The organism is Shewanella sp. 433 (genome assembly GCF_059338565.1).
On record NZ_CM181703.1, the window covers coordinates 1,772,492 to 1,788,141 of the forward strand.

General features: G+C 48.9%; 12 protein-coding genes. 8 read left to right on the plus strand and 4 right to left on the minus strand.

Annotated elements, in window-relative coordinates:
- The first annotated feature begins 82 nt into the window (after window positions 1-82).
- Together AC5YB1_RS07865 and AC5YB1_RS07870 are read left to right on the plus strand one after the other, a co-directional pair.
- Window positions 83-709: an NAD(P)H-dependent oxidoreductase gene (locus AC5YB1_RS07865; protein WP_494521377.1), complete on the plus strand. Its 627-nt coding sequence runs from the start codon at window positions 83-85 to the stop codon at window positions 707-709.
- Window positions 706-2,667 (plus strand): monovalent cation:proton antiporter-2 (CPA2) family protein, encoded by a 1,962-nt coding sequence (locus AC5YB1_RS07870; RefSeq protein WP_494521378.1) that lies wholly within the window; start codon window positions 706-708, stop codon window positions 2,665-2,667. The genes AC5YB1_RS07865 and AC5YB1_RS07870 overlap by 4 nt, the downstream gene beginning before the upstream one ends.
- Before the next feature lie 60 nt (window positions 2,668-2,727).
- Here AC5YB1_RS07870 and AC5YB1_RS07875 read toward each other — a convergent pair whose 3' ends face one another.
- Window positions 2,728-3,576 carry an RluA family pseudouridine synthase gene (locus tag AC5YB1_RS07875; RefSeq protein ID WP_494521379.1) on the minus strand — a complete coding sequence of 283 codons (849 nt, stop codon included), beginning with the start codon at window positions 3,574-3,576 and terminating at the stop codon, window positions 2,728-2,730.
- 394 nt (window positions 3,577-3,970) lie between these two features.
- Here AC5YB1_RS07875 and AC5YB1_RS07880 point away from each other — a divergent pair, with 394 nt between their 5' ends.
- From AC5YB1_RS07880 to AC5YB1_RS07890, 3 genes are all read left to right on the plus strand, one after another.
- A complete protein-coding gene (locus AC5YB1_RS07880) occupies window positions 3,971-4,921 on the plus strand; it encodes a GGDEF domain-containing protein (RefSeq protein ID WP_494521380.1) in 951 nt (316 codons plus the stop codon).
- A 258-nt stretch (window positions 4,922-5,179) separates the two neighbouring features.
- Window positions 5,180-5,941, plus strand: a complete 762-nt coding sequence (gene hdhA / locus AC5YB1_RS07885; RefSeq protein WP_494521381.1) for a 7-alpha-hydroxysteroid dehydrogenase — start codon at window positions 5,180-5,182, stop codon at window positions 5,939-5,941.
- Window positions 5,942-6,153: 212 nt separating this feature from the next.
- On the plus strand, window positions 6,154-7,914 hold the full coding sequence (locus AC5YB1_RS07890; protein ID WP_494521382.1) for a phospho-sugar mutase: 1,761 nt from the start codon (window positions 6,154-6,156) through the stop codon (window positions 7,912-7,914).
- Window positions 7,915-8,321: 407 nt separating this feature from the next.
- On the opposite strand, the gene AC5YB1_RS07895 is transcribed toward AC5YB1_RS07890, so the two are convergent.
- Window positions 8,322-8,969, minus strand: coding sequence for a TetR/AcrR family transcriptional regulator (locus tag AC5YB1_RS07895; RefSeq protein WP_475514343.1), 648 nt, complete (start codon window positions 8,967-8,969; stop codon window positions 8,322-8,324).
- A 191-nt stretch (window positions 8,970-9,160) separates the two neighbouring features.
- Here AC5YB1_RS07895 and AC5YB1_RS07900 point away from each other — a divergent pair, with 191 nt between their 5' ends.
- The 3 genes from AC5YB1_RS07900 (at window position 9,161) to AC5YB1_RS07910 (ending at window position 12,509) form a co-directional block, all read left to right on the plus strand.
- A complete protein-coding gene (locus AC5YB1_RS07900) occupies window positions 9,161-11,263 on the plus strand; it encodes an amidohydrolase (RefSeq protein WP_494521383.1) in 2,103 nt (700 codons plus the stop codon).
- Window positions 11,264-11,555: 292 nt separating this feature from the next.
- Window positions 11,556-12,020 (plus strand): GyrI-like domain-containing protein, encoded by a 465-nt coding sequence (locus AC5YB1_RS07905; RefSeq protein ID WP_494521384.1) that lies wholly within the window; start codon window positions 11,556-11,558, stop codon window positions 12,018-12,020.
- A gap of 84 nt (window positions 12,021-12,104) precedes the next feature.
- Entirely contained in the window at window positions 12,105-12,509 is a 405-nt protein-coding gene (locus tag AC5YB1_RS07910; RefSeq protein ID WP_494521385.1) for a thiol-disulfide oxidoreductase DCC family protein, read from the plus strand.
- Window positions 12,510-12,550: 41 nt separating this feature from the next.
- On the opposite strand, the gene panP is transcribed toward AC5YB1_RS07910, so the two are convergent.
- Both panP and AC5YB1_RS07920 read right to left on the minus strand, forming a co-directional pair.
- Window positions 12,551-14,194, minus strand: a complete 1,644-nt coding sequence (gene panP, locus AC5YB1_RS07915; protein WP_494521608.1) for a pyridoxal-dependent aspartate 1-decarboxylase PanP — start codon at window positions 14,192-14,194, stop codon at window positions 12,551-12,553.
- Between the two features lie 169 nt (window positions 14,195-14,363).
- Window positions 14,364-15,530 carry a glycerate kinase gene (locus AC5YB1_RS07920; RefSeq protein WP_494521386.1) on the minus strand — a complete coding sequence of 389 codons (1,167 nt, stop codon included), beginning with the start codon at window positions 15,528-15,530 and terminating at the stop codon, window positions 14,364-14,366.
- Between the last annotated feature and the right edge of the window lie 120 nt (window positions 15,531-15,650).

A 15,650-nucleotide genomic window follows, 5' to 3' on the forward strand; every position in this document is an offset into this window, starting at 1 on the left:
GCGTTACAGGCTATTTTATTTAGACCTTTGACGCGATAATATTGCAAGGCAATTGCGTCATACCGCCTCCTATAGGACGCTCATGTCGACGACTCACAAACGTGTTTTACTCTTGCTTGCCCATCCTTCCCAGCATCGCTCTGAAGTGAATCTGCCACTATTTAAGGCGGCAAGGGTCATTGATGGTGTGACCACTGTCGATCTGTATGGCGAATACCCTACCTTCGATATCGATATTGAGCGCGAGCAGCAGCGACTGATTGAGCACGATATTATTATTTTCCAATTTCCGCTGTACTGGTATTCGACCCCTGCCATTTTAAAAGAGTGGCAAGATTTAGTGCTTGAATATGGTTTTGCGTATGGCGCCGATGGCATTCAGCTTAAGGGTAAAACCTTTTTTTGCGCCCTCAGCGCTGGTGGTAAGGAAGATGCTTATCAAGCGCAAGGTTATAACCATTTCACCGTGCGCCAGTTGTTGGCCCCACTGGAGCAAACCGCCAGCTTGACTGGCATGCATTATCTAGCGCCGCTGGTGCTGTTTGGTGCCCGAACGGCTATCGAAGATGACTTTATGACGCGCCATATACGCCAGTGGCAACGCCTGTTAAAAGCCCTTGTCGAAGATAGAGTCAATTTGCATCAGGCGGCTAAGCTAGACTGTTTAAATCATCATCTGGACACCATTATCGAGGGAGAGGTGCGATGACGGGCTATTTTCTACAGGCGTTTATCTATTTAGTCGCCGCGGTGATCGCCGTGCCCTTAGCTAAACGCTTTGGTTTAGGGTCGGTACTGGGATACCTCATCGCCGGTGTGGTTATTGGCCCTGTGGTCGGGCTCGTGGGTGAAGAAGCCAGCGTTATTCAGCATTTTGCCGAGTTTGGTGTGGTGATGATGCTGTTTGTGGTGGGGTTAGAACTCGAGCCCAAAATGTTGTGGGCGATGCGCCATCGCTTAATGGGACTGGGCGGCTTGCAAGTGGTGTTGACCGCCGCTGCAGTGATGGCGGTTGCGCTCTATTTTGAGGTGCAATGGACCATCGCCTTGACCATAGGCTTAGTGTTTACCCTATCGTCGACCGCGATAGTGTTGCAAACCTTCAATGAGAAAGGGCTGGGGAAAACCGACGGCGGGCGCAGCGCATTTTCGGTGCTACTGTTGCAAGATATCGCGGTGATCCCCATGTTAGCTTTTATCCCATTATTGGCATTGCCTGAGTTGGTGGATAAAGCGCAACAGATAGCGAGCACCGCTGCGCAGCACCATCAAGAGGTGAGTCTGGTTGCTGGCTTGCCCGGTTGGGCTTACGCCTTGGTGATAACCGGGGCCATCGCCCTGTTGGTGATTGGCGGCCATTACTTGAGCCGGCCGCTGTTTCGGTTTGTTGCCAGTTCAGGCTTAAGAGAGATTTTTACCGCCACCGCGCTGATGTTGGTGATTGGCATTGCCGCCTTGATGAGTCTCGTGGGGTTATCGCCGGCTTTAGGGGCCTTTTTAGCCGGCGTAGTCTTAGCCAACAGTGAGTTCCGCCATGAGCTAGAGTCGAGTATCGAGCCTTTTAAAGGCTTGTTATTAGGCTTATTTTTTATCACCGTAGGCGCGGGAGTGAATTTTGCTTGGTTGTGGCAAGAGTTAGGGGTCATTGTCTTGATGACACTGGGCTTGATGCTGCTCAAAGTTTTAGTATTACTGCTGCTGAGCCTGCTGTTTAAGATTAGAAAAAGCGATCGCTGGCTATTTGCTCTGAGCCTTGCTCAAGCGGGGGAGTTTGGCTTCGTATTGGTGAGCTATTCAGTGCAAAATAATGTGCTACCCACCGACTTGGCCCAAACCTTATTACTGGTAGTGGCGCTGAGTATGTTCCTCACACCCGGGTTATTTATCGCCTTCGAAAAGCTCATTTTACCCCGTTACCGCGCAGCGCCTGACGCTCGAGAGGCCGATATTATTGAAGACCGAGGACCGGTGATCATTGCCGGTGTCGGCCGTTTTGGCCAGGTGGTGAACCGCTTATTGACGGCCAACGGGGTTAACACTGTAGTGCTGGATCATCAGATAAGCCAAGTGGATATTCTGCGCAGTATCAATGTGAAAAGCTATTTTGGCGATGCCACTCGCCCCGATCTGCTGCACACCGCAGGTATTGAAGAGGCCTCCTTATTAGTGGTGTCGATGGATAACCCTGAAAGTGCGACCGAGTTAGTGAAATACGTGAAACATGCTTACCCTAAAGTGAAGGTGTTAGCGCGGGCCTTCGACCGCGGTCATGCTTATATGCTGCGCCGCGCGGGCGCGGATTTTATTCAAAAGGAAACCCTTTTATCGGCGTTAGAGCTAGGTGCCGATGCGATGAAATGTTTAGGTTTTCATCCCTTTCACGTTGAGCAGCAGAAAAACACCTTCAAGCGCATCGAAAAACGCAGTTCCGATATCCTCTATCAAGCCTGGTGTGATGACAGCTCAGGTGAGCGATTCGACAATAACTATCGTAAGTTATTTATTGAGCTGGAAGAGACCATTAAAACCGCGATGACGCGAGATAGAAGTGACAAGCACTCTAACAGTGAACGTGGCTGGACACCGCCGCCTAAAGGCTATGAAGAGGTGCTTGATGGCGATGAGCCTATCGACACCTCGGCGGCTAAAGCCGATATCACACCTTAACGGCCGCCGAGGCTGCGAGATGTTCCTTGTGCTCACTTGAGCCGCGCTGTGATTAATGGATTAATCGAGCGCGGCAAGCTGAGGTTGTAGGTGCTCGGGCAGGGCAATATGCAGCTTCTCTTGGGTGAGCGGACAGGTAAAGTCGAGAAAGCAGGCGGTTAATTGCAGGTTAGGATCACCTGCAATGGCATCGCCATGTTGCCTGTCGCCAACCACGGGATAACCTATGCTGGCCATATGGATACGGATCTGATGTTTGCGACCTGTTTCAATGGTCACCTGCACCAGCGAGCGATGATGCTGGGCATCGTATTCGATAAGCTCAGCATGCGAGCGCGCCGCTTTACCATCGACGTCGGTCTCTATCGTTTGGCGCTGCTTGGGAAACTCGCCTTTGACTATGACGCGGTATTGCTTATTCAGTGCGCGATGCTCAAATTGCGCCGCCAGTGCCGCCGTGGTGGTTTTACTGTGACCGATGATCACTAAGCCTGTGGCGGCGCGGTCGAGGCGGTGCACAATAAAAGCCGGGCGTTGAGGGGTAAGGTGGGTTTCGACAAAACGATTAATCGTGGTGTGATCGCTCCATTTTGACCCTTGGCAGAGCATGGCGTAAGGCTTATACCAAATACTGTATTGGCCTTTGTCGAGAATGAGCTGCGCATCGGCAACCGTTTGCGCCAACACCTCTGGATGATAATACAGGTGTAATTCATCACCCACTTTGAGTGCTTTTTTTGCCCGTCGTAGGCGTTGGGTATATTTGCCACGGCTTAGCCACACTGCACCTTTGACCATGGCCTGCTTAATGGTTTGCTTAGACAATCCGCTGTGCGCTGCTAAGAGGCTAACCGCATCGTCATCGGGTTGAGTAATGGTAAGGTGATATTCAGATTTGCTTGGGGTCATGAATTAGGCTATTTGTTGATGGTTGTCGCTATTGTTCTGGCGAGTTTACACTATTTTCGACGAACATGAGAGGCTGACATCGGCCTGATACTGGCTTAAACGGTAGCCATGGTTGTAGTGAAATAGCAAAATAACCATTTTGGCTGCGATTGCATAATTAAGATCGCTTCACGTTTGGTGAATGCGGCAAGGTTAATTATATTTTTAGGCTGAAAACCGGTTTTAGATCAAAGCTTAGGCGCGAAATTACCTTGTTGTTAAGCTGTTAAAAACGTAATCTGAGTATAAGCATAATTTCAGGACGAAAGTGCCACCTTATCGGCCATCAGTCAGGTTCGTTAGGTGATAAAGCGACATGCTCGCACGGCATTCCTTACTCGATAGGGATTAAACCATGCATCTATCCAGATCAAAACCTATTCAACATCCTACTGTCACTGCGGTGCACATCGAACACCTAGCAGCGGTGTTAAAAGCCTTACCCGACCCAACTTTTATCTTGTCGCAAAGTGGCAAATATCTTGGCGTATTTGGCGGCAACGATTCGCGTTACTATCATGATGGTTCTACATTGGTTGGTTTATATCTACATGAACTTATCTCGGCAGATAAAGCACAGTGGTTCCTCGATAAAATAGCGCAAGCGTTACAATCTAATATCTTACTCATTGAAGAGTATGAGCTATCCAATAAAGATGTGTTAGGAGTATCAGACGATGGGCCAGAGCAGCCCATTTGGTTTGAGGGGCGTATCCAACCGCTCGACTTTACAATCGAGGGTGAGGGTGTGGTGCTGTGGGTGGCAAGCAATATTTCTAAGCGACATGAAATGGAGCAGCAACTGCGACAGTACAGCGATACCGACCAACTGACTGGGTTATTTAATCGGCGCAGGTTAGATCGTGATTTAACCCTACATTATGAGCAATGGACACGCCATGGTGTACCTTGCAGTATATTGATGCTCGATCTGGATAATTTAAAGACCATAAATGATACCTTGGGCCACCATATGGGCGACGATATCATCGTTGCCATGGCGGATATTTGCCGCGCACAAGTTAGAAAAACCGACGCGGCTTATCGTTTTGGTGGTGATGAATTTGTATTGGCCTTGCCCTGTCTGAGCGTAAAACAAGCTTTAGCATTTGCCGAGCGATTACATCAATGTGCGCTAACCGAGTTTGCACGGTTGGCGGTGCAGGGCTTGTCGGCATCGGTCAGTATTGGTGTGGCGAGCATGGCGATAAGTGATGCCGGTTATCAAGATTGTCTCAAACGCGCCGACGCCGCTTTGTACCGGGCTAAGGGAGCCGGTAAAAACTGTGTCGTGTTAACGGCGTGATAAGGATTTGCTCAAGGCGGAGCATTACCTGTTTATGTCTGATTTTCCCCCGGACGTGCTTTGACTACAGGGATTGTGATTGCCGCCAAATTACCCTAATGTGCTAATCAACTGTTTAATAACTTATTATGTGCTAATCACCAGATGTAAATTTAACGGCCTCTTCAGCCTGCACACAAGTTAAGGTGTGCGGTGATTTTTGGCTGATTTGTTGATTAACGATACTATTTTCATGAATGATATAAGGGAGACTTAGCCATGCTAGAGGCATTTAAACTCGACAACCAGGTAGCAATTGTGACCGGTGCTGGCGCTGGTATTGGCCGAGCCATTGCGCAGTTATTTGCTCAGGCCGGCGCGGCTGTGGTGGTGAGCGATCTTAAAGCGCAGGCTGCGGCCGATGTGGCACAAACCATCACCACTGCCGGAGGCAAAGCCATCGCAGTTGGGTGTGATGTCACCGATGAAACCGCCCTAACCGAGTTAGTCGACAAGGCCCTAGCCGCCTTCGGTAAAATCACCTTATTGGTTAATAATGCCGGTGGTGGCGGCCCCAAACCATTTGATATGTCGATGGATGAGTTTAACCGAGCGTATCAGCTTAACGTATTTTCAGTATTTAGATTGTGCCAGCTGTGCGCGCCTCATATGGCCGAGGCCAATGGCGGCGCTATTTTAAATATCTCTTCGATGTCGGCGGAGAATAAAAATATCAATATGGCGGCCTATGGTTCATCAAAAGCGGCGCTGAGCCACCTGACGCGTAACATCGCTTTCGATTTAGGGCCCAAGGGCATTAGGGTTAATGCCATCGCCCCTGGCGCCATTAAGACCGATGCCTTAAATAGCGTGTTAACCCCTGAAATTGAGCAGGCTATGCTGAAACATACCCCATTGGCGCGCTTAGGCGAGACTCGTGACATCGCCTATGGTGCACTTTATCTCTGTTCTGGGGCGGCCAGTTGGGTGAGTGGCCAAGTATTAACCATTAGTGGGGGCGGCGTGCAGGAGCTGGATTAGGCACTGACTCTGGCCTTGAGCCATGTGAGGATTTAGCTATCACGCGCTTTGGTGATGAGCGTGTGGTAGCGATTGATCATGAACGCCCCACAGCTTTACTGCGTATACTAACCTTAATACAAATTCACTTGTTCTCTTGTGCGCAGCGGCCTACTGTTAATCGTGATTCTAGGTATTCGCATAAGGGTTTACTCGGTGAAAAGGAGGTTAATATGGATGCACATTTACAGGCAAAAATTCATCATTGGTTAGGGCTAGATGGCGATCCCGTCAGTCACGCCGAGATCCAAGCCTTGCTCGATAGCGGTGACCATAGTGAGCTTGAGCAGCGCTTTAGTGGCCGATTGACCTTCGGCACCGCTGGGATCCGTGGTGTGGTGGGGGCCGGCCCGATGCGAATGAACCGTTTAGTGGTTCAACAAACCTCAAAAGGGGTAGCCGAATACCTTAAAGCACAGGTCAAAGATGCCCCCAGTCGTGGTGTGGTGATCGGTTTTGATGGCCGGCATGATTCCAGTCAGTTTGCCTATGATGCCGCTGCTGTGTTGACTGAAGCAGGGATAAAGGTTTATCTCACTGAAGATGTGGCTCCCACGCCATTAGTGGCGTTTGGTGTACTGCACCTTAAGGCGGCTGCGGGCATAGTGGTCACCGCGAGCCACAATCCGCCACAATACAATGGTTACAAAGTCTACTGGGGCAATGGCGCACAAATTATTCCGCCGCACGACACAGGTATTGCGGCGCGTATCGAACAGGCTGCTCAGCAGCGAGTGTCATTAATGCCGACTCAAGATGCGCTGGCAAGCGAGCTGTTGGTGATGCTCGGCGACGATTTTTATCAGGCTTACCGCAATGGCATTAAACAGGCCAAAGTATTGCAAAACCATACCCAACCCACATTAGTGAGCCTAGCTTATACCGCCATGCATGGCGTCGGCGCTGAGATGGCGGAAACTGTGCTCAAAGATGCTGGCTTTACTCAGGTGTATTCGGTGGCTGCGCAGCGTGAGCCGGATGGCGATTTCCCGACGGTGAATTTTCCTAACCCCGAAGAAGCTGGGGCGATGGATTTGGTGATGGCCGAAGCGCACCAACATAATGCCATGTTAGCGTGCGCCAACGATCCCGACGCCGACCGCTTTGCGGTGGCGGTAAGAAAGCCCGATGCCTCTGCCACTATGACGGCAGCTGAGGCGTATCAAATGCTCACAGGCGATCAAGTGGGGGTGTTGTTAGGGCATTATTTATTGTCTCATGCGCCAGAAAATCAAAGGCTTACCTGCCGCACCATAGTCTCATCCAGTTTGTTATCTAAGGTGAGTGCGGCGATGAACGGTGTGTGTGAAACCACCTTAACCGGCTTTAAATGGTTAACCAATGTGGGCATGGCTAAGCAAACGCCAGACAATCAGTTTTTGTTTGCCTATGAGGAGGCGCTGGGCTACACCATCGGCAGCATGGTGTGGGATAAAGATGGCTTATCGGCCTTAGTGGCCTTTGCTCAATTAACCGCAGATCTCGCCGCCCAAGGGCAAACCATTTGGGACAGGCTCGAAGCCATCTATCGTCAGCACGGATTTTATCTTAATCAGCAGGTCAGTATTGCCCTAGATCAGAGTAAGGTGGGCGGCCCAACTATTGGTGAGCAGTTAAGGGCGTTAGCGCCTAAAACCATTGCAGGTCGAGCCGTGGTGTCAGTGGATGATATAAGCCTTGGCACGCGCTACTTTGCTGATGGTCGCGAGGAAATCATCGACTTGCCCCGCAGTGATGTGCTTATTTATCAGCTGGACGATGGCGCTAGGGTCATTGTTCGCCCATCAGGCACCGAACCTAAGGTAAAATGTTATTACGAGGTGGTCGAGTCTATGACGGCAGATGATGATTTACTAAGTGCCCAGCAGAGAGCGCAGGCTCATATGGATGATATTATCAGCGTGCATCAAGCTGAGCTATCGAAGTTGAGGTAACTGACGTGGCTGATAAATAAGGTCAGTTAATGAAGCGGGACATTAACTTAGTTGCTTAGCGTCAGTTGAAGCCACCGAAGATGAACGGTGGCTTTTATCATTTAGGCGACGGGCTAATGTCCGGCCCTTAATGCACCTAATGCAATAGCAAAACAAGACTGAAATGATCGAATAGGCCACCTAATTCAGTGGCTAATTCAATAAAGCGGCTCAATAAAGCCGTTTAATATAGTGAGGTTATCAAAAGCTATTTCAACGAAACTATCTGAATAAAGCTTAGGTTTATCAAGGCTAGGCCAATAAAACGAGACAGTCATCCCTGTGAGTTAAGCCTAAGTGAATTAAGCCCAGAGCAGGGCTTAAATTACCTTTGATAATACACTTTTGTCAGGTGAATTTACCCCAGATTATGTGCTTGATGAGTTAGGTAAAATACGCTCTAAATGAAAGCAATAGGTATCGTATTGCAACTGCCAAAGTTGCTTTGACTGTTTTGGGTCAAGGTGCGCAAACGCCAAGCCAACACCATCTTCCATCCCCATTAAAAATAGACATAGCATAGTTAACTCTTCATCCGATCCCGTGGCACCAAAGCGACGAAACTGCCTGATATGGAATGCAATTAAGAACTCTCTATGAAAATCATCTAGAGCGGTAAACTCTGGGATCAGCTCCCACAATCCTTGTAAAGAGTGATAGTTGGTTTCGTAATGCCCATCGGCTCGACAACGGATTAAAATTTGATAGAAATAATCCCGCCATTGCAGTTGCATATAGGGCTCTGATTCAAAATCGAGGCACATTTGCCTAAGTGACAATAGCCACCTGTCGGCGATGAGATAAAGGATCGACTCTTTATTGGGGAAAAACTCATACAGAGACTTTATATCAATGTTTGCGTGCTGGGCGATCGCATTAGTATTTACAGCATGATAACCATACTGTTGCACCAAAGTTTGGGTACTTTGGATCACCTTTTCTAATAGCGCCAAGGTGCGCTTTTGTTTTGGCTGCTTACGTAATTGCAAGCGTGTTGGCACTGGCAATTCAATCAATGTTAAACCCCCATTAAAAAAGATACTTTATCAGAAAAATCAGACGCTTTCTAAAGTTAATCGCTGTTTTAAAAACTGAACAAAATGAAGGTTTGTTATCTTTTTGTAAAAAATATTGAATTTACTGCTTGATATTTGACCATGATCCTATAGTTTATTTCAGTAATTGCTGAAATTAAATATAAGGAGAAATGATGCAATTAGTTAAAACACTGTTAGCTGCGACAACGCTTTGTTTGATGACGGGATGTGGAAGCGATGACACAGAGCAAAGCAATGATAGCCAAGTGGTTGCCGATACCATTTACCAAAACGGTTACATCTATACTGCCGATAGGAATCAATCCGTTGCACAGTCGATAGCGATAAAGGCGGGAGAGATCATCTATGTGGGCGATACTGCAGGAGTCCAAGCGTTTATTGGCGATGAGACAAAGATCAATGAGTTAGAAAATAAAATGATGTTACCTGGGCTGCATGATGCCCATATTCATCCAACCGGCATTGTCGATGTTGATATGTGCGATCTCGGTGTGGAAGAGATGGATTTAGACGGATTAGTTGCCGCACTTAATGGCTGTAAGGCGCAGTATCAATATGGCGATGATGAGCTCATATTTGCCTTGCAGTGGAACTCCTATGTTGGCAACGAGCCGACGGCGAGCTATAAGAATTTGGTTGCCGCGCTCGATGCTATCTCAACGACACAAGCGGTTTACCTTGCTGGCCCCGATGGCCACACGGGCGCCGCTAATAGCTTTGCGCTGGCAAAGGTGAAAAACGATAAGGGCGAAGTGGTTGGCTTAAATAAAGAGACTCTCAAAGGTGAATTTAGCCAATATGCGCCGTTTGTTGGTGTGGATGCGGCGGGTAACCCTAATGGTAATTTGTCGGAATCGGCGCTGCATCTCGTGGGCGTGCCTAATTTTCTCTATCCGTTGCAACAGAACCCTGAAGAGCTGCCAAAAATAGCGCAAAAGCTTAATAAGTATGGCATTACATCGGTGCAAGATGCTTGGGTTGGACCCGATGAATTAGCCCTGTATAAACAGCTCGCCGATGACGGCAACATGACTTTTAGGCTCACAGCAGCGCAAAAATACAGTGTCGCTGAGAATATCAATGCTGGTGTGGTGAACTACGCAGGCTTGATCGCTGACGTGAAAGCGGTGCGTGAAAGTGTAACAAGCTATCCCTACATCAAAGCGGATGCGGTTAAGATCATGATTGACGGAGTGCAGGAGGGAAGCCTGATTGAAGTGCCACCGACCTTACCCACATCGGTGATGATTGACGATTTTAAACAGCCCATTGTTAATTTGAGTCAACTGTCTGATGGTATTGTGACATTAGAGGGATATGTCGACTTAGAAAGTGATCAGTGTAAGGCCGTGAGAAGTCAGCCTGATGATTATAATGATACGGCTGAGGTCGCCGCGTTTATGGCGATCTACTCTTATCATCCCACTCAATGTGCCAAAGAAAAAGGCGAAACATTAGCGGCCAGCGGTGACACCTTTCTGTTTAATGAGAATCATATCGCGCCCATTAATTTCTTAAATACCTTTGTCACTGAATTGGATGCCGCTGATTTTGTGGTGCACATGCATGCGGTGGGAGATGGCGCGGTTCGCTCTGGCATCGATGCTATTGAAATCGCTAAAACCAAAAATAGTTCGAGTAATTTGCCCCATACCATAGCCCATCTTCAGGTGGTGCACCCGGACGATCAGCAACGCTTAGGTGAGCTGGGTATTTACTTGGCTTTCACTTATGGTTGGGCTATCCCTGATTACTTATATGACTTAAGTGTGATGCCATTTTTAGATGAGCTAGATAATCTTGAACCTGCCACCTTGTTCGATGAAAACAACTACTACATACAGGCGACGTATCCAACTAAGACCACAAAAGATGCGGGAGCGGTATTAATTGCCGGGAGTGATGCACCGGTTGATACCAGAGAACCAGTGCCATTTTCACATATGGCGACGGGAATGACGCGCAACGATTTTATTGGCGATGAACTCTATTCACTCAATGCCAATCAGGTGCTTAATGTGCATCAAATGATCGCCGCTTATACCATTAATGGTGCCAAGGCGCTGCGCCAAGATGACATTGTTGGCTCAATCGAAGTGGGTAAAAGAGCGGATCTGGTGATTATTGACCGTAACATTGTTGAGCTGGCTGAAAGCGACGATCCTGAGGCGATTTATGGTGTGTATGACACTCAGGTACTGACAACGGTCTTTGATGGCGAAGTGGTTTATCAAGCCGCCAGCAATGAGTAGGCAATGAGTAAGCGCTATGTTGATAAACTTTAGGGTTTTATTAACATAGCGCTTTTTTACTTATACGCTGTGCCAGTTTAAGACGGCTTAACTTTCCTTATCCCCATATATCTATATTCAGGTGACTACCCTATGATGAATCACGCAGATGTAGCGTGCAGGCATTGCAGGGTGTTTGTTGCTTGTTTATCGACAACAGCGAGTCATCACTACGCGCCAAAAGCTAAGCGTCAATGGCTAAGCCAAGGCTTAGGCTGATAAGACAGAGACAGAGACAGAGACGGGAGTTGAGATGAAAACAGTGACACGGGCGGCGCAGCAAGTGAGTGGCTTAAGCATTCGCACCACCAATGCGGCAGAGGCCGACAGTCAAACTCAAAAAATTGCGCCTATGTGGCAAGCGTTTATGGCGCAATATGGCGAGCACCTCGGCAATCAGCCGCTCTATGGGGTGTATTATGATTATCAATCGGACATGAACGGTGAGTTTAGCGTTATGGCGGCGGTGGTGAGTGAGGCATTGCCCACTTCGCTGACCAATACAGCGCTTACTAAGGTTACCTTAGCCGCTGGCAATTACCTCTGCTTTAGTGCCAAGGGCGAAATGCCTCATACTGTATTTAAGCTCTGGCAACAGATTTGGACCTATTTTGCCGCCGCAACTTGTCCTTATCAGCGCCAGTACCTGACCGATTTTGAATGTTATACCTCAGGTGAGAGTGTCGATATTTATATCGGTGTCCATGTTGAGGTGTAACTCTTCTCCGTTTATCTTGATGCGGCTCACGGTTTTGATGTTGTGCCGATGGACGCTGAGGTGCGGATTAATGAGTAAAACTTAATGACGCATCTGCAGCCGCTAGTGATGTTTGATGGGCGTTGTAATTTATGTCACGGCGCGGTGACTTTTATTATCGGGCGCGATCCACACAAACAGTTTCGATTTTGCGCTCTACAAAGCGCTGCCGCGCAGGCAATACTGGCGCAAAGTGATGCGACATTATTGCAGCATGACACTGTGTATCTATTTCAACATGATAGGGTATATATCAAGAGTGAGGCGGCGATTGAAATTGCCCAATTATTAGCGGGTCACTGGCCGCTGCTACGTTATGGGCGGTGGCTGCCTTTATGGTTACGTGATGGGATATATGATTTAGTAGCGCGCTATCGTTACCGCTTATTTGGCCAGCGCCCGCTCTGTTTGCTCCCCGATGATGACACCCAAAGCCGCTTCGTTGAGTGAAGCGGTTGTCAGTTAAATATAAGATAGGGCTTATTTCCGGTTTAGCTTAAGGCTAATAGCTGCGGTAAGAATGGGTTATCTTGCTGGGCAATTTCGCGTTGCTCCTCAAGTACCTGCTGCAGAATATCATCTCCGGTTAACGGGTTAGCGAGTACGACTCTAAACACCACCGAGGTGAGCTCAAGATTATCTGCTGGCGTGATTCGGGTGCGCGACACGAACGATTTCCCCTGTTCGCGCTGACGTTTTTGTATAAATTTAGTCAGGCCGTCGAGTAAACCGTTTATCTGGCTTACCTTGTTAAGGTCGCTATCGAGCACCGCCAGTTTAAGCAAACGCTGCACTGTAGCGGGCACATAACGGTAGGTCAGCAAGCAGAGTTCGGGTGCCGACACCAACTGAAAATCCGCTTGCTGCTTAATCAGCTCGGCAAAGTCGCGCGCCTTTTCTAGGCTATTGTTTATCAAAATCTCATAGCCGTCGCGGCCAATCACCTGCAGGCAGGCGTGCACTAACATCGCCATGCCAGGGCGAGAGCCCTCCAGTGTCTGGCTACCTAAATCTTTTGATCCTTTACGTAAAATGTATTCGGCGTGGTGCTTAATGGCATTCGCCAGCTGAGGATCTTTAAACAGCACCATGCCTGCGCCCATAGGGACATACATCTGTTTATGGGCATCGATGGTGACCGAGTCGGCGCGCTCAATTCCGGCTAGTAGGTGACGATATTTGTTGGATAATAAACTCGCGCCGCCCCATGCGGCGTCCACATGAAAATGACACTCAAGCTCTGCGGCTAAATCGGCAAGCGCGTCTAAAGGGTCGATATTGCCGGTTTCTGTGGTGCCAGCCACGCCTACAATCGCCATCACCTTGATATTACGCGCCTTGAGCTCATTCGCTGCGGCGCGCATCTTAGCCACATCGACCTTGTTATCTTTAGCGCAGGGGATTTGAATAATGTTATCGCGGCCGATACCTAAGAGATCGGCGGCTTTACCAAGCGAGTAGTGTCCACGAGTCGACACCAAAATGGCTAAGTCATCATAGCCATAATGGCGCAGCGCGCCCATTAAGCCGCTGGCGGTGACGCCGCGAAAATCCCCATCGGCTTTTAACAAGCGGTTACGGGCAATCCACAGCGCAGTAATATTCGCCACCGTGCCACCAGAGCAAAACGCCCCCAGCGAATGGTTAGCGCTGTGCATCCAATTGTCATAAAAACCATCAGCTTGTCCATATACCATATGGTGCATCATGCCCAGTACTTGGCGCTCTAACGGTGTAAAGGCTTTTGAGGTTTCAATTTTGACGAGGTTTTGATTAAGCCCCACCATCATCTTCGATAGCGGCAGCACAAAGTAGGGCAGTGCCGAGGTCATATGGCCGATAAAGCTTGGCGCCGAGGTGTGCACGCTGTGAGCAATTAAGGTTTGCATCATCTGCTCGGCGTAATCGGACACAAAGCTCGGTGATGCGGGAATTTGGTGCGCCTGAAAATCTTTCTCGATTTCAGTTAAGGGTTTTTCGACGGCGACAATATTTTCTTTTAAGAACCCCATGAGATTTTCAGAGAGATTTTTTTCAATCTGACTCAAGGTCGAGTGGGGGGCTTCTGGCAAGGTGAAAATACGCAGTAATGCTGCTTCAGAGGCCGTTGCTTGTCGTGTCTGTTTAGATGTCATCAAGGTGCATCGCTTCACTGTGACCCGCTCCCTTATTGCTGGGGCGTGGTCAGTCAAAAATGGGAGCTCACTTTACTGTAAGCTTTATAACGCATCAAGCGGAAAAGTTAAATGGCCGTTGTTTATCAGGATAAAGGGATTGAGCCGATCCCGTTATCCTTTATTTGGCTTAGCGGGTGCGATTGGTGTTATATAGCGCGGCAATGCTTACCGAGGTGGAGTATAAATTATGTTTGGCGCTGGCCAACACTTGGTTCAGCGGCATCGCCCTTGGGGTGGTAGAAAAGAGCGCGCAAAAGCCATGATTGAGTAGCACATTGGCATCATCACTGACGCATCCTGCAATGGCAATCACCGGAATGTTCAGCTTATTGGCTTCACGAGCGACGCCCATGGGCGTTTTGCCATGCAGGGTTTGGCTGTCGAGGCGACCTTCACCAGTGATCACCAGATCGGCGCCCTTGAGCGCTTCGGCCAGATCGACCGTTTTCATTACGATATCGATACCGGGTTTGAGTTCACCCTTAAGGTAAGCCAGTACCGCAAAGCCCATGCCGCCAGCAGCGCCCGCTCCCGGGGTATTACGGTGTTCGGTTAACGTGGTTTTGGATGTGATATCGGCAAAATGGGCCAGCGCATTATCGAGGCGTTCAACCATAGTGTCAGTCGCGCCTTTTTGTGGGCCAAAGATAGCCGAGGCTCCCTTATCGCCACACAGTGGGTTGTTAACATCACAGGCGACTTCGATTTGACAGCTACCTAGCAGTGGATGCAATTGGCTGATATCGATAGAGTGCAGCGCTTCAAGCCCAGCGCCACCCACATTGATGGCTTGCCCATGTTTATCGAGCAGATTCACGCCAAGGGCTTGTAGCATTCCCGCGCCCGCATCATTGGTGGCACTGCCGCCTAAACCAATAATAATATGTTTTATGCCTGCATTTAGGGCGTGACATATCAGTTCGCCAGTGCCATAGCTGGTGGTTAACTGCGGGTTGCGCTGGCCAATAGGGACATGATGTAACCCAGAAGCCGAGGCCATCTCGATAACCGCCGTTTTGGTTTTATTAACACTTGCGCCAATATTTTTGGGACCCAAAATACCGTAGCGAGCCGTGACGGGCTCGCCCAGTGGCCCGATAACGGACAGTTCAATGATCTTGCCGTTTGTCGCATCAACCATAGATTGCACTGTACCTTCGCCGCCGTCCGCGACGGGAACTTTTACATAGTCTGCATTGGGGAGCACTTGGCGAAATCCGCGTTCGATTTCGGTGGCAACTTCCATGGCGCTCAAGCTTTCTTTATACGAATCGGGCGCAATGACTATCTTCATTGAAACATCCTGTGATCTAAAAATGGGAGTGACAAGCCGTGGGCGGAAAAGGGGGCGCACATCTTGCGTGATAAGCGGCATGGGTCTCGATTAATGGTTGAGGCCCATGCCGATGATTAT

Coding starts and splice junctions, on each gene's coding strand:
- AC5YB1_RS07865 (WP_494521377.1), top strand. CDS start 83: ATGTCGACGACTCACAAACGTGTTTTACTCTTGCTTGCCCATCCTTCC.
- AC5YB1_RS07870 (WP_494521378.1), top strand. CDS start 706: ATGACGGGCTATTTTCTACAGGCGTTTATCTATTTAGTCGCCGCGGTG.
- AC5YB1_RS07875 (WP_494521379.1), bottom strand. CDS start 3,576: ATGACCCCAAGCAAATCTGAATATCACCTTACCATTACTCAACCCGAT.
- AC5YB1_RS07880 (WP_494521380.1), top strand. CDS start 3,971: ATGCATCTATCCAGATCAAAACCTATTCAACATCCTACTGTCACTGCG.
- hdhA (WP_494521381.1), top strand. CDS start 5,180: ATGCTAGAGGCATTTAAACTCGACAACCAGGTAGCAATTGTGACCGGT.
- AC5YB1_RS07890 (WP_494521382.1), top strand. CDS start 6,154: ATGGATGCACATTTACAGGCAAAAATTCATCATTGGTTAGGGCTAGAT.
- AC5YB1_RS07900 (WP_494521383.1), top strand. CDS start 9,161: ATGATGCAATTAGTTAAAACACTGTTAGCTGCGACAACGCTTTGTTTG.
- AC5YB1_RS07905 (WP_494521384.1), top strand. CDS start 11,556: ATGAAAACAGTGACACGGGCGGCGCAGCAAGTGAGTGGCTTAAGCATT.
- AC5YB1_RS07910 (WP_494521385.1), top strand. CDS start 12,105: ATGACGCATCTGCAGCCGCTAGTGATGTTTGATGGGCGTTGTAATTTA.
- panP (WP_494521608.1), bottom strand. CDS start 14,194: ATGACATCTAAACAGACACGACAAGCAACGGCCTCTGAAGCAGCATTA.
- AC5YB1_RS07920 (WP_494521386.1), bottom strand. CDS start 15,530: ATGAAGATAGTCATTGCGCCCGATTCGTATAAAGAAAGCTTGAGCGCC.